Origin of the sequence: Robertmurraya sp. DFI.2.37, assembly GCF_029211245.1 — a bacterium.
GTDB lineage: Bacteria > Bacillota > Bacilli > Bacillales > Cytobacillaceae > Robertmurraya > Robertmurraya methanolica_A.
Genome location: NZ_JARGEJ010000018.1, coordinates 44,104 through 57,929, shown reverse-complemented (window position 1 = coordinate 57,929; position 13,826 = coordinate 44,104). Strand labels below are relative to the sequence as shown.

The 13,826-nt window shown below is 39.9% G+C and carries 14 protein-coding genes; 4 read left to right on the top strand and 10 right to left on the bottom strand.

Annotated elements, in window-relative coordinates:
• Window positions 1-147: 147 nt before the first annotated feature.
• From PZE06_RS11920 to PZE06_RS11895, 6 genes are all read right to left on the bottom strand, one after another.
• Window positions 148-624: a (2Fe-2S)-binding protein gene (locus tag PZE06_RS11920; RefSeq protein WP_095310724.1), complete on the bottom strand. Its 477-nt coding sequence runs from the start codon at window positions 622-624 to the stop codon at window positions 148-150.
• Window positions 621-1,457: an FAD binding domain-containing protein gene (locus PZE06_RS11915; protein ID WP_095310882.1), complete on the bottom strand. Its 837-nt coding sequence runs from the start codon at window positions 1,455-1,457 to the stop codon at window positions 621-623. The genes PZE06_RS11920 and PZE06_RS11915 overlap by 4 nt, the downstream gene beginning before the upstream one ends.
• 2 nt (window positions 1,458-1,459) lie before the next feature.
• Window positions 1,460-3,778, bottom strand: a complete 2,319-nt coding sequence (locus tag PZE06_RS11910; protein WP_150915833.1) for a xanthine dehydrogenase family protein molybdopterin-binding subunit — start codon at window positions 3,776-3,778, stop codon at window positions 1,460-1,462.
• 14 nt (window positions 3,779-3,792) lie between these two features.
• The gene (locus tag PZE06_RS11905) at window positions 3,793-4,404 is read right to left on the bottom strand and encodes an NTP transferase domain-containing protein (RefSeq protein ID WP_150915832.1); all 612 of its coding nucleotides are present in this window, start codon (window positions 4,402-4,404) and stop codon (window positions 3,793-3,795) included.
• Window positions 4,391-5,356, bottom strand: a complete 966-nt coding sequence (locus PZE06_RS11900) for an XdhC family protein (protein ID WP_150915831.1) — start codon at window positions 5,354-5,356, stop codon at window positions 4,391-4,393. The genes PZE06_RS11905 and PZE06_RS11900 overlap by 14 nt, the downstream gene beginning before the upstream one ends.
• Before the next feature lie 121 nt (window positions 5,357-5,477).
• Window positions 5,478-5,993, bottom strand: a complete 516-nt coding sequence (locus PZE06_RS11895; RefSeq protein WP_095310732.1) for a DUF3189 family protein — start codon at window positions 5,991-5,993, stop codon at window positions 5,478-5,480.
• Between the two features lie 142 nt (window positions 5,994-6,135).
• Here PZE06_RS11895 and PZE06_RS11890 point away from each other — a divergent pair, with 142 nt between their 5' ends.
• Both PZE06_RS11890 and PZE06_RS11885 read left to right on the top strand, forming a co-directional pair.
• Window positions 6,136-7,371, top strand: coding sequence for a SpoIID/LytB domain-containing protein (locus PZE06_RS11890; RefSeq protein WP_225315191.1), 1,236 nt, complete (start codon window positions 6,136-6,138; stop codon window positions 7,369-7,371).
• Window positions 7,372-7,859: 488 nt separating this feature from the next.
• Complete coding sequence (locus tag PZE06_RS11885) at window positions 7,860-8,732, top strand: DMT family transporter (protein ID WP_150915829.1); 873 nt, start codon at window positions 7,860-7,862, stop codon at window positions 8,730-8,732.
• A 324-nt stretch (window positions 8,733-9,056) separates the two neighbouring features.
• On the opposite strand, the gene PZE06_RS11880 is transcribed toward PZE06_RS11885, so the two are convergent.
• On the bottom strand, window positions 9,057-10,028 hold the full coding sequence (locus PZE06_RS11880) for an MBL fold metallo-hydrolase (protein ID WP_150915828.1): 972 nt from the start codon (window positions 10,026-10,028) through the stop codon (window positions 9,057-9,059).
• 373 nt (window positions 10,029-10,401) lie between these two features.
• Here PZE06_RS11880 and PZE06_RS11875 point away from each other — a divergent pair, with 373 nt between their 5' ends.
• A complete protein-coding gene (locus PZE06_RS11875; protein WP_306421192.1) occupies window positions 10,402-10,623 on the top strand; it encodes a helix-turn-helix domain-containing protein in 222 nt (73 codons plus the stop codon).
• A gap of 98 nt (window positions 10,624-10,721) precedes the next feature.
• Window positions 10,722-10,880, top strand: a complete 159-nt coding sequence (locus tag PZE06_RS11870; RefSeq protein WP_225315189.1) for a hypothetical protein — start codon at window positions 10,722-10,724, stop codon at window positions 10,878-10,880.
• 164 nt (window positions 10,881-11,044) lie between these two features.
• Here the strand turns inward: PZE06_RS11870 and PZE06_RS11865 are convergent, their stop codons facing one another.
• The 3 genes from PZE06_RS11865 to PZE06_RS11855 form a co-directional block, all read right to left on the bottom strand.
• Entirely contained in the window at window positions 11,045-11,605 is a 561-nt protein-coding gene (locus PZE06_RS11865; protein WP_095310738.1) for an MOSC domain-containing protein, read from the bottom strand.
• 23 nt (window positions 11,606-11,628) lie between these two features.
• On the bottom strand, window positions 11,629-12,450 hold the full coding sequence (locus tag PZE06_RS11860) for a pentapeptide repeat-containing protein (RefSeq protein ID WP_150915827.1): 822 nt from the start codon (window positions 12,448-12,450) through the stop codon (window positions 11,629-11,631).
• A gap of 323 nt (window positions 12,451-12,773) precedes the next feature.
• Window positions 12,774-13,685, bottom strand: coding sequence for an AraC family transcriptional regulator (locus PZE06_RS11855; RefSeq protein ID WP_150915826.1), 912 nt, complete (start codon window positions 13,683-13,685; stop codon window positions 12,774-12,776).
• Between the last annotated feature and the right edge of the window lie 141 nt (window positions 13,686-13,826).

Genomic DNA, 13,826 nt, shown 5'->3' with positions numbered 1-13,826 from the left:
GAAGATGAACGGCTTGTCCTAGCCTCGAGGATTACTGGTAAATGCTCGGTACCTATATCGACTTTTTTACCGACATTGAAGAGAGGATATAAATAGTGGTTGTGAATCAATTCTTGCAATCTTTAATCATATATGGGAAGGGGAAGATCAGCTTGATGTTCTTCCCCTGTTTTTTTCCACTACTGAAAATACCGCTCCTTCAATTTCCTCATATGACGTACAGCGGCAAATATTTGAGGAAAGCCATTCTTTTATCGTTTCGTAAGTGGGATTGGGATGCTTCTCAAGCAATGCTTGAATATTGATAATAAAACCTGGGGTGCAATACCCACATTGAAAAGCAAAATGCTTTATAAAGGCTTCTTGTATTGGTGAATTTTTCAAACCTTCAATTGTCGTGATTTTGGAATCGATTGCCTCAACTGCTAACATAATGCATGATTTATAAACGGTTCCACCAACAATCACAGAGCATGCTCCGCAGTCCCCATTTAAGCAGCCCGGCTTTGCGCCAGTTAATGAAAGTTCATTTCGCAGGACATCGAGCAGAGTATCGGCTGGACGAATGACGACCTCCCTAATCTCGCCATTTACGTTTAATGGGATCGCTATTTTTTCCGTCATCCTTCCCCCTCCAATTCAGCAACTATTTCTTCGAGCGTATTCCGTAGCACAAACAAACGATACTCCCGAGAGCCTTCAATATCATCCAAAACTTGAGCTGGAATATGATCAATCGCTTGTTGAATTCGGATGTGTAATGGCTTATTCGCTTGATTTAATGCGTCCTCCATCTCTGTCGAGCGAAACGGAAATGAACATAGACCACTAAAAGCAAAACGTAGGCGATTATCTGCTTTTATGGAGGAAACCGTTATTAAGGGATAACCCGTTTCCCACTGCTGCCTTTTTTTCAGACTGACAAACGGCATTGTTATATATTTTTGATCCGTTAAGAGTTGAATAAGAAACTGTCCTTCTTCCAATCGGAACGCTCCATTAAAAATTTGGTGAATCGAAACAGTCTCTTTCCCGTCCTCGCCAGCAATAACGACATCGCTATCACAGAGAAGAAAAGGCAGCACTGCTTCTCGATAAAAAATTTGTCCGCAGATGTTACCACCAAGAGTAATTTTATTGCGTGCCGTATGATCAGCAACTTCCTTAGCAACCGTACTTAATAGTGGAAAATAATTTCCCTCTTCAATGCGGGTTAATGAAAGCGCCGCACCTGCAGCTAATTGATTGTGTTTAAAATTAAATTCTAGACATTCAGAGATTGCTTTTATATCAATGACAGCATCCATTTGAAGAAGATTCAGACGGCCAAGTGTTAATATTTCAGTGCCTCCCGAATAATAGATGACGCGTTTATTTTCTTTTTTTAGCAAAAAGAAACACTCTATTGCCTCTTCAATCGTTTTTGGTTTAAAATACTCAAGATCAAATGCCAGCACATTCATTTCCCTCTTTCTTTCATCTTCCACAGCACTTCAGGAATCATTGGCAAATAATTAATCTTTACTGAGAGTGCTGTTGAAAGACTATTTCCAAGTGCAGCCGGGATACCAATAAGAGCATGCTCACCGACTCCTCTCGCTCCATATGGGGCGTCTAGCTGCGGAGTTTCTACAAAAGCCACTTCATATTTTGGATGTTCTCCAAATCTAAGAGGGCGATAGCTTCGAAGTTGTGGATTCAGAACCCTTCCTTCCTCATCAAAACGAAAGGTTTCTCTCGCAGCAAAAGATAAGCCCATACTCATTGAACCTTTTACCTGACCGAACGCCGTTTTTTCATTCAATACTTTGCCTACATCGATTACTGCGACCGCTTTAAGAACTTGATACGTATAGTCTCTTGTATTCAACTCGATTTCTACTCCTTGAGCACCTACCGTCCATTCCGGTCCGGGCCTTCCTGCACCCGTTTCTTTATCTAAATGGGTCATGCCTCGAAGAATATAGGTTCCTCGACCAATTATTTGCCCTCCGATCGACGGTCCTTCTGGAAAGGAATATCCATAGGCGATTTCTTTTATCGGAATGTATCGCGTAGGTTCATCCCTGATATACACTCTTCCATAACCTACTTCTAAATCCTCCGTCGATGCTCTTAACAAAAAGGAAGCCAAACTTTTCAATTGTTTAATGACATCCTCCGCTGCTGTTAACACCGCTCTCCCTGCCATAAATGTTCCTCGACTTGCAACGGTTTTCCAATGCTCTGGGGTGCTTTGCGTATTCACACCCATTTGCACATGAATTTCGTTTATATCCATTTTTAACTTTTCCGCAAGAATTTGGGCAAGAACTGTTTTGGTTGCAGTTCCAATCTCAACAACACCAGATATGAGATTAATGCTGCCATCTTTATTAAAAGTTAAAATAACTCCTGAGCTAGCATCTGGGTCAATTGTTGAAGTTTTCCATACACAGCTAACTCCTTTTGCCCTCAGCTTGTTTGGACCAACATCAATAACCTGGCCTTCCTCCCAATTGAGCAACGTTTTCAATTTCCGAATACATTCTGGCAAGTTACCAACCGTACTGGAGTTTAACACTACTTGTGTGGGGGTAGTGTGTCCTGGCAAAATGGCATTGCGCGCTCTCAATTCAAGCGGGTCCATATTCAATTTCTGCGCCAATACATCCATCGTCCGTTCAAAGGCAAAATGAACCTCTGAATGGCTAAATCCCCGAAAAGGAGCAGGATATGGATGATTTGTATACATACACAAAGAATCGCACCAAATATTGTCAATATGATAAGGGCCTGTGCAATCAACAGCCCCTGCTCTGCTTAAATCAATCGCTTTATCTGAATACGCTCCCCCATCCCATAAAAAAAGAATTTCCGCCGCTTTAAGAATTCCTTCTTTTGTACAACCTAACTTTACCTGCGCCTCCAAACCGATATGACCAGGCGAGGTGACCAGATCTTCTTCACGCTCATTGACGATTTTCACCAATCTTCCATTTACCGCTTTTGTGGCAAGGTAAGCTAACAGTTCAAGCTGAACCGACGCTTTTCCTCCAAAGGCGCCCCCGACTAAAGGCGTATTCACAACAATACGCCCTAATTCAACATCAAAATAATCAGCTATTAATCTTTTAATCATAAAAGGGGCTTGAGAGGAAGCAGTTAACTCTATCATTCCATCAGGATGAATTTGTGCAAAAACAGCACGGGTTTCCATCGCAGCATGATCAGAGGGTCTAAAAGCAAACGTCTCTTCTACGAACACCTCACTTTCATGCCAGCCCTTTTCCAAGTTGCCTTTGCGAATTTTCGTTTTACAGGCGATGTTTGTGCCTGGAACAGGGTAGACCATGTTTATTTTTTCGTAATTTTCGAGATGAGGGTGCAATAATGGAGCATCTGCCTTTAAAGCCTCGGATGGTGAGTTGACGATCGGAAGCAATCCATACTCGACATTGATTGCTTCCGCTCCTTGCATTGCTAGAAAGGGAGTATCCGCAACAACAACGGCCACCACTTCTCCATGATAGCGGACTCTCTCATTTGCAATCGGGTATCGATCCTTCATTTCCTCTCCTGTAAGCGGCAAATTTTCGCCCGTAATAATCGCATGAATACCATTGATGTTTTCTGCGCCAGATGTATCAATCCGTTTAATCGTCGCGTGTGCATACGGGCTTGTCACCAATCGCCCATAAAGCATTTCTTTTGACTCAAAATCAGCAGTATACTTTGCATGACCGGTTACTTTTTCAAGGGAATCCTTACGCATAATGCCTTTTCCGATAATATGCATGGAGTAACCCTCTTTCATCTTAATTTATGATTTATTTCTCGATACTCTTCCCTCGTATCTATATCGATAAATAAACTTTTATCTTCAAACGGCATAATCCTACCCTTTATATACGGGCGCTTCAGCAATAAATGTTTGATTCCTTTGTCACCACTTAACTCTTCAGCTACGGGAAAAATCGTTTTACCCATCAACAAAGGAGGTCTGATGATATTCTGATAACAAGCTGCCACATAGTCAGCCTCCCCTTTAGAAAACATAGCGATTAACTCTGCTAACATCGAGACTTGAATAAATGGTTGATCAGCTAAAAGAAGCATGGCTGCGTCTGCATTCATTTTTTGAACTTCTCGAATACCTGTTTTTATAGAGGAAGACATGCCTTGCTTCGATTCTTTACATATTACGACAGTGAGTTTTTCTCGAGCATAGGCTCCCCAATCAATCGAAGCATTCTCACTCGTGACAACAATGATGTGGGAAATAGTTGTTTGTAGAGCTGTGTGCAGTGCATGTGCTCCTAAAATGGAATTACCTAATGGAAGTGCCAATTTATTGCACCCCATTCTTTTACTGCTGCCCGCTGCAAGATAGACCCCAACGATATGTAAGTCAGTTGCCATCATACTGTCTATACTTCTGAATGATTTCAGCCATAATACTGACCGCAATTTCTTCAGGACCTTGTGCTCCAATCGGAAGACCAATCGGAAAGGTCACTTGCTCTTGATTTACCATATTGCGGAGCAGACGTCTCGTTCTCTCCTTCGATCCCAAAACACCAATATAAGCAGGACTGTATTTCTCCAAGGCCGTTAAAAACTCTTGATCTTTAGAAAAATTGTGGCTCATTACGACGATGAAGCTGCCATCGGAAATACGGAGGAAATCGGCGATTTGACTAGGTGAGCCAATATAATATTCGTGGACATTCGGAAAGATTTCTTCGTTGCAAAGCGCTGGTCTCCAATCACAAAGTTTGACAACAAATCCAATTTTCACAGCGAGCTCAACTAATGGTTTCGCATCCTCTCCGGCACCAAACACAACCATAATTGGCGGTGGCGTGAAGTAATACGTAAAGCGATGCCCTTCTTCCGTTCTGTAAAGATTACAGGAGATGTTCGATAAGAGATCCTCATCTACAATTTCGAAGGAGCTTTTTTTTAATGTATAATCAGCGAATAATTCTTTTTCATGGTAAACGGCATAACCTTGTACAAGTACTTCTTTCACACTCAATAGGCTAGCATGCAACGTTTCGGTGATGGGCTCCAATAGAATTCGCATCATTCCATTGCAGCCCATTCCTTGCCCCCACCCTGCATCATCTATGGCACTCGTATCATACATCACCGTTTGTGGTAATTCTGTTTTAAATATTTCTTTACTTCTTAAAATCAAATCCTCTTCCAAGCATCCCGGGGAAAGGAGTCCTGCCTTATCTCCATTTTCCTTTATGATCATGAAGGTGCCTTCCCTTAAATATGCGGAGCCTTCTATTTCGATGATCGTTGCCAAAATACATTTCTCAGTTGCCTCTGGAATGGATTCCAAAACTTTCAGCGTGGATAACATAAGTTTTCACCACCCATTTCCCACCTCATATTTTAGAATTTATGACGGATGACGCCGAAAAATCCCTCAAAAATACAAAAACTGCTAAACCGAAAGATACGCAAGTGGTTGAGCAGCTTTTTTAAGCCTGGTATTTTTTGTTTTCAATCGTAATAATGAGTTCATTCTCCTTTTCCTTCGCTATACGTTTAGTCTCTTCGACGAGTTGATAAACATTTTTACAGCACTTCTGCGCCCCTTTTATAAGCAGCGGTACGCCAACAGCATTCAAGCCCAAGCCCCGTGAAAAAAAGCCTCCTAATGTCATAGCGAGCGGCACAACAGGAGATGTATTGGAGAAAATGATCTTTTCTTGCAACCCAACCTGTTCACTCAAAAGGAGACTATATTGATAAAGGGAAGGAATGACTAATTTTGAAGAACGCTTTCCAAGCGTATAAACTGGATTACCTTCATCATCCTCTCCATGATAAATAAATTTTCCTGCATCTTGTTTTTTTAATTTATTAAAAAAAGGGACCGACAATACTTCTTCTTTGTTAAGGACTTCTGATGGTTCGTTAATCATTTTAAGATGATAAGCTGCCGCCAATGATGTGGAATGAGTGCCACCAAAGTCATAATATATGTATATCATTAATTGCCCCCATTAAGTTGTGCTATTTTTAGCACGATTGTTCCTCTGTTCGTTCATTTTATCCTCAGTGATTTTTGTGGATGCATAATCAAAAACGACATCATCAATAATAAATGATATGAAAATTCTAAAGCCTTTTATTTTGATAATCCTGTTGTTAACTTGTGCCAATGATGCTGTCGCCGAAGAATTAATCACCGTAAAATTGAAAAACTACCTTGGCGACACCTCCCAAATTAGATTGCGTTTAAAAGGGGAGTATTTTACGCTCGATCCAACGCTGAATTTAACAGAAGGGGTGGACTATACACTTTTCATACAAGGGAAAAAGCTGATTCTACAGCATGGGAAAGAAAAAATGACAGTAACCAAGCCTTTTATTTTAACTCCAAAAGGATATGATGAAGAGCACTTGCTCTATATTGACGATCGACCTTATATGGGGGCATTTGAGTTCCAAATTGATAAAGAAAACTACATTAGGCCTGTCAATCAATTACTTTTAGAAGATTATCTAAAAGGTGTTGTACCTTTTGAAGTTTTCCCTGAGTGGGATATTGAAGCCTTGAAGGCGCAAACATTAGCAGCTCGTACGTATACCCTTCTCCATAAGGATGCTGAACTTGACGATACAATCCATTATCAAGTCTATGGTGGCTACAATCAATTTACTAAAACAAAAAAAGCTGTCAATGAGACAAAGGGTGAAATCATTACATTTAAAAATAAACCGATAAGCACATTTTACTCTGCAAGCAATGGCGGAATAACAGAAAGCAATAAAAATGTTTGGGGCGGTGCGCCAACTCCTTATTTCCCAGTTAAGCGCGATCCGTATGATCCGGTACAGCCATGGACATTCACAATTCATAAAACACAAATTGATATCGACAGAATCAACTGGAATGAACCAAATTGGTGGGACCAATTAGAGGAAAAGGATATGGACCTTACATCTTCCATGAAAAATTGGCTTCAACGTAATGGGTATACAGGAGATATTAAAATTTTGAGCATCCCTCATTTTGCAATCGAAAATGGCAAAAACGAATCATCGCGTTCGGTTAAGGGTTCGCTTCAGATTGAATTTATGAGAAGATTGTTTGATGGGACGATTTTATTCGAAAAGCTCTCCTACCATGATGTCGAATTGAAAAAAATTAGGCCGATCATTGGTGGAGCTCATTTCAAAAGCTATTTAATTAGTTCCTTTGAAGTGCACCCTACTTCTTATACGATTAGCGGTAAAGGAAACGGCCATGGGGTTGGAATGAGCCAGTGGGGAGCAAGCAAAATGGCTGAACAAGGAAAAACATACAAAGAAATTCTCGAGCATTACTATCCTGGGACAGAAATTAAAGTCTATAAAGACTCTTAATGATTATTATCACTCATTCAAAAACAAAAAATGCCTAGTTAGTGGTTTTTTCCAAGCTACTAATAAAGGCGTTTTTCTTTATTTCCATTTAACTTTCCTCCGCTTGAGGTCGCAAATATGATAATACTTACTATGAGTTTGATTGTTTGCGCGAAGCTTCAAATTTATTTAATACAAATTATCCTGCTTCATGTATAATTAAATCAATTTCATCGTTGCACAACTTCTTACATACGACGCTGCCACGGAACATGCTATCGTGGATTTTTTGTGATGAACGATAAATATTTATTTTCATTTAAACTTTTATAAAAATTCCGATAAGGAGGTGCCCGTTCATGCCCTTAGCAAAATCAATTAACAATCCAAATATTAGATTGGCGACTTCACCGCCACCACCATTTCTACTCATAAGCACGCTTATATTTAAAACAGATTAAGAATCTGCGAAATATAAGCTGTTTTTCGCAGATTCGAAGGAGTAGAAAATGAATTCGAATATACAATTTATAGTCTCAATGATTATCTTTGGAACGATTGGTTTAGTTGTAAGATACATTGACTTATCTGCGAGTGAAACAGCATTTTTAAGCAGTTTAATAGGTTTTCTCTTTTTAAGCCTTGTCTTCTACAAGCAAAGAAGAACATTTATATGGAGAACGATACGGAAAAATGCAATTATTCTTGTCGCATCCGGAGTAGCCTTAAGTGGAAACTGGATTTTTCTCTATCGTTCCTATGAATATACATCCCTTGCAAATGCAACATTAGGTTATTATTTTGCACCTGTTTTTGTGATGCTGCTTTCTCCCATAATTTTAAAGGAGCCACTGCCACTCAAAAAAATACTGTGCATGATTATCGCCATCATTGGCATGACATTCATTGTGGGCAATGGAATAACTGCAGCAGGAAAAAACGATGTCCTCGGATTAATTTGGGGCATAGCTGCAGCAGCATTTTACGCTTCATTAATGCTGTTAAATAAATTTATCAAAGGAATCAATCGATTAGAAGTAACGATTATTCAACTTGGTACGACTGCTTCTATTCTTCTGCCCTACGTCCTTTTTACAGAAGGGATTACCATTTTAAATGTATCGGTTTCCTCTCTTCCCTTTATTCTTTTATTAGGGATTATCAATACTGGAGTAGGATTTTGGTTGTATTTCTCTAGCATGGAGAATCTAAAAGGGCAAAGCATTGCGATGTTGAGTTATATTGATCCTTTTGTGGCTATTTTAATTTCTGGATTCATTTTGCGGGAGCCGTTTACATTACTACAAATGATAGGTGGGATACTCTTGCTAAGCTCAACTTTTGTTAGTGAAATGAGGTTCCATAAGTATAAAAGTATTTAATGAACCATTTATGCCTTGAGTAGTGCCGGCAAAAGACATCAAGAGGTCCTCCCTCTTGATGTCTTTGTTATATGAATTAATTTCGCATTAATATGTCGATTCCCTCTAGGCAATCGCTATCAGTGAGTTCTCGACATGCTACTCCCTTACCTTCCACTAAAAAATAGTTCCTCCCAGCTTACTGAACAACATATAAAACGGAGATAAGATACCGACAATCGCAGTTATAAGTTCTTGTTGTACGGATGCTGCCACCCTCCCCTGATATTAATTGTAAAAAAAGAGGCTATGGCGCCGGAATGCCCAACCTCTTGTCACCCTCACCTAGATCGTTCTCCACCATGGTTGCGCAGGCATGTTCTCTGCAGTAACAGTTACGGTTTCACCGATTTTAGGCGTTATTATCCTCACTTCATTTTTTAATGCTGTAGCAATCGCTCTTTCAACTGGGTCGGTCCAACTGTGATAGGCTAACGTGAAACCTGCCCAATGGACAGGAAGTAACATTTCTCCTTGCAAATCAAGATGCGCTTGCACCGTTTCTTCCGGTTTCATATGAATCGCTGCCCACCGTTCATCGTATTGCCCACATTCTAATATCGTTAAATGAAACGGACCATACTTTTCTCCAATCTCTTTAAAATGGGGGCCATACCCACTGTCTCCACTGTAAAAAATCTGCCATTCCTGACCTTTAATCACCCATGAACACCACAAGGTTGCATTGCGATCATGTAATCCTCTTCCAGAAAAATGCCTTGATGGAGTACAAGCTAGTGTAAGATTATGATATTGAAGCTCCTCCCACCAAGAATGTTCTGTAATCTTTTCGGCAGAAATTCCCCATTTTATTAATCGTTTACGTACGCCTAATGGAACAATAAAACGGACTGTTTTATCCTTTAACCGTACAATAGATGGATAGTCCAAATGGTCATAATGGTCATGCGAAATAATAACGGCATCAAGCATTGGAAAATCATCCAACTGCTGTAACAGACTCCCCGTGTATCGTTTCGTCCCAACCCATGAAACTGGCGACGGTCGTAAACTAAACATCGGATCAAATAATAGCTTCTTTCCTTCTATTTCTAAATAAAAAGCGGAGTGACCAAACCATGTAATCCGTGGAACAGTTGCATGGGAAATCACTTCATCTGCTTTAAACTCCTCTATCTCAATGGGAACAGCAGGCTTGCGACTCTCTCTACCTTTTACAGCATCTTTCAACATGCTGAGCATCGATTTCAAGCCCATATTCATCGTCGTTGTAATCTGGTTTTCGAATTTTTTCATAGAGATGGACTCCTGTTTAATAGATTTAAATAAATATTAGGGTGAATATAACATTAAGATACCATTTTTCGCATTATAGTTACATTTCTTTCCCTCTTCCCCAAAAAATCATTTTAAAAACGCATGATTTCCATGCGTCATACGATCGACTTATGTTCATTTCTTCAAGATTAAAACTTCAATCCCTCACCTTTATTAAGTCCTTCTCTATCCTTATCATCATCAAGCCAATCATTAGAAGCTCTTTCGTTTTTTGACCTTAAGATCAACAAGTTATGTTAACGCTCATAACACCTTTATCACACTTCGTTTTATTTTTAACCCCTTTCCTCCAACACTACTCAGTTTGTTACCCACTCATTATGAATCACTTATGATGACAGTAGATTGGGAGGAGAAAATATCGACAATCAAAAAGTTGGAGAGTTCATTTTTCAGTTACGTAGGGAAAAAGCTAACACAAAAACAATTAGCCGAGCAAATAAAGATATCTAATCGAACGATTTCTAAAAGTGAACATGGCTACGGTTGCCCGGATATCTCACTGTTACCAAGCTTGTCCACTTTGCTTGACGTAAATATTGAGAGTATATGAAACGGCGAATTATCAGCAGGAAATTTTCAGAAGGTCCATAATTTTGTATGTCCAGTTTGTCATAATATTGTATTCACAACAGGAAGGATGAGCATCTCATGCTGTGGAAAAGATTAGAACCGTTAAAAGCGAAAAAAGCGGCAGACAGAGATAAGCTCACCATTTCGGAAGTCGAACAAGAATGGTTTATTTCAGCACCCGATGGAAAAAGAACATTATATTCCTTTATTGCTTTTGCTACAGGTGAGCAAGTATAACTGATTAAACAGTATCCAGAATGGAGTTTACAAACACAGCTGCCGAAACGAAACGAGGCCATGCTCTTATGGTAAGATACAAAGCATGATCTAAATTATCAGCATCTTTAATTTCATCCCACACTCTGCAAAAGTGTGGGTTGCTCCATTAGGATAGAAGTGTCTCATACACGCTCCAATTTTTTAAATGGCCCTTTGGGCAGAACCACTCTGATAGCATCACCGCGTTTCACTACTCCACTTTGTAGAACAACCCCCATAATTCCAGCCTTTCTTACCACATTTCCAGCTGCATCCTTGCCCAAAACTGCCTTCAATAGGCCCGGTTGAAAATGATCAATTTGCGCGCAGGGATTACGTAAACCAGTCACTTTTACAATGGCAGTCTCCCCTATATGTAACACTGTGTCCGTAGGTAGCTTAAGCAATTCTATTCCTGAAGTCGTTATATTTTCCCCCATTTGACCGGGCTTTATGGTGAAATCTTCCTTTAATTCTGCAAACAGTTCTTTATGAAGCAAGTGTACTTGCCGTAAATTAGGCTGGTTTGGATCTTTTGCGACTCTCGAACGATGCTTAACTGTAGCCCCAAAGTGGGCGTCGCCTTTCACTCCTAATCCAGCAACTAAGTGAATGCTGTCTTTACTCTCTTTGCTAAAAGTATGCTTATCACTTAAACTAACCGCTTCGACTCGAGCAATTCCTTGCCTTGCTTTATCTAGCATTCCTTCCCCTCCTTTGCATCATCTTACTTGTCTGATTGTGCTAACCAATGGTGTGGTCTTACTAAAAAGTCTGGTATTTTTGTAGCGATATTTCCTTTAGCTGAATTTATCTGCGCTTGCGTGAGAAAAAGTGCATCTGATAAATCTGCAAACTCTAGATTTGCATCTCTTAAGTCCGCACCGATGAAATCCACTTTTCTTAAATCTGCATAGCTTAAATTAGCAGCTATCAATAATACTCCTCGAAAGTTGCTGCCGTGAAAATTCCTTCCTCTTAAATCCGCACCCATATAATCAAAGCTTCTCTTACTCTTCTTTTCGTGCTTATTTGCTTGGTTACGGCGGTATAATTCACTTGTTTCTATTAATAATTTATTCACCTTGCTTCTATGCATGTCGATCCCTAATTGAATTATTTCATTGGGAGCATTTAAAGTGAGTTCAACCGTTCGCTCATATAGCTGCTTAAGCTCAGCATGAATCGGTTTAGTTTCGTTCAAGCTTAACGCTTGCGTAAGATACCATAACATTTCATACAACTGCTGAATTAATGGAAAGACAGCAAACATTTCCTTTCTAAGCTCCGACTGACCGCGCCAGTCACGCCCCCCATACATTTTTTGCGACACATGCTGTCCAGCCCCAAAGCATTCATACGAGACACACCCGTGGAACCCCTTTTCCCTTAACTCATGATGTACTTTACACCGATTATCTGATAATAAATTGCGGCAAGGCTCTCCTCCATCTTTATGAAACGGAAAATCAGCCGACTTGGCATAAGGCAAAGCGACACAGCATAACCCAAAACAATGTTCACAATCTGACGTTAAAGTCTCATTCATAATGAAAACACTTCCACTTTCTTAATAGATTCATTGCATTTGAAGCAAATGATATTTCTTAAAAATTATCTCACATCTGCAAAATTTTGGCCTAAGAGAATCAATTCATTTTCTTAACAACGCGAAATCAGCGTTTTTTCCCAGGTAAGAGCTTGCACACATGATCCGTATTAAAATCAAATACATCTAGACGTATTTCTGACCAGGTTTTATCAAGCGAGACTTGATAAATCTGGGGCTTTAACTTTATTCAGCAAGTGGTTGCGCCCCGACAAAGGTAGCAAACTTACTGCGTATTAAAGTGGGACACTTCACTAAAAGTTTTACTTAAGCGAACCTCGTAGCTCTTTTATATCCAATTTCGGTGGCCGACCGTACTTTCGAGCATATTCTCTGCTGAACTGGGAAGGACTCTCATAGCCGACTCGAAAGGCAGCATCAGCAGCTTGTAATGTTTCTGTTAACATTAAACGCCGCGCCTCCTGCAAACGAACCGTTTTTTGATATTGCAAAGGACTCATCGTTGTGACACGTTTGAAATGTTTATGAAATGCAGATGTACTCATATTGACTGAGCTCGCAAGTTGATCAATCGCAAGCGGGCGATCGTATTTGCGATTAATCAACTGAATAGCCTTGGCAATGTTGTATGCATAACTACCGACATTTGCAAATTGTTGAATAGCTGCACCTTGCTCACTTTGAAGTACCCGATACAAAATTTCTCGAATAAAAAGTGGTGCTAAAACTGGAATGTCACCGGGATGATCTAATAGACTTAAAAGCCGGATGATCGCATCTAGTAACTCAGGCGATGTACGATTCACTGTTATCGCTTGGCTAGATTCTAATGAGAGTGAAGGAACAGGCGCATTCATTTCTTTCACGATATCTAGAATTATGTCAGCTTCAAAACTTAGTTTCAAGCTTAAATATGGAACTTCAGGTGAAGCATCAATGATTTCTCCGATAATCGGCAACTCTACAGATGTTACTAGGTAAGCAGATGGATTATATATATAGGTTTTGTCAGCTAACGTAGCTGTCTTTGCTCCTTGAGCCACTACACAAATAGATGGCTTATATACAGATTCCAACGGCTCAGTTAACTCGGTGGCGTGCATGAAGGATAAAGTGGGAATGGCCGTAGCATGAGTACCATTTGTGGGAGCATGGCGAAAAATTAACTGTGCCAATTGTTGCAAACATTGTCTAATACGATGAGATTTATCCATGTTAACCTTCCTTTCAATTCATACTAGATTGATTTTGATGACAGCGCGGCTAAAGAGAAATAGGCAAGAATTGAACAGATATATTCTAACGTCTGCAAACAATGCTTCAATATAATGATTATACAAGGCTTAACCAATTAG

Coding starts and splice junctions, on each gene's coding strand:
- PZE06_RS11880 (WP_150915828.1), bottom strand. CDS start 10,028: ATGAAAAAATTCGAAAACCAGATTACAACGACGATGAATATGGGCTTG.
- PZE06_RS11860 (WP_150915827.1), bottom strand. CDS start 12,450: ATGAATGAGACTTTAACGTCAGATTGTGAACATTGTTTTGGGTTATGC.
- PZE06_RS11885 (WP_150915829.1), top strand. CDS start 7,860: ATGAATTCGAATATACAATTTATAGTCTCAATGATTATCTTTGGAACG.
- PZE06_RS11920 (WP_095310724.1), bottom strand. CDS start 624: ATGACGGAAAAAATAGCGATCCCATTAAACGTAAATGGCGAGATTAGG.
- PZE06_RS11905 (WP_150915832.1), bottom strand. CDS start 4,404: ATGATGGCAACTGACTTACATATCGTTGGGGTCTATCTTGCAGCGGGC.
- PZE06_RS11895 (WP_095310732.1), bottom strand. CDS start 5,993: ATGATATACATATATTATGACTTTGGTGGCACTCATTCCACATCATTG.
- PZE06_RS11910 (WP_150915833.1), bottom strand. CDS start 3,778: ATGCATATTATCGGAAAAGGCATTATGCGTAAGGATTCCCTTGAAAAA.
- PZE06_RS11870 (WP_225315189.1), top strand. CDS start 10,722: ATGCTGTGGAAAAGATTAGAACCGTTAAAAGCGAAAAAAGCGGCAGAC.
- PZE06_RS11855 (WP_150915826.1), bottom strand. CDS start 13,685: ATGGATAAATCTCATCGTATTAGACAATGTTTGCAACAATTGGCACAG.
- PZE06_RS11875 (WP_306421192.1), top strand. CDS start 10,402: ATGATGACAGTAGATTGGGAGGAGAAAATATCGACAATCAAAAAGTTG.
- PZE06_RS11900 (WP_150915831.1), bottom strand. CDS start 5,356: ATGTTATCCACGCTGAAAGTTTTGGAATCCATTCCAGAGGCAACTGAG.
- PZE06_RS11865 (WP_095310738.1), bottom strand. CDS start 11,605: ATGCTAGATAAAGCAAGGCAAGGAATTGCTCGAGTCGAAGCGGTTAGT.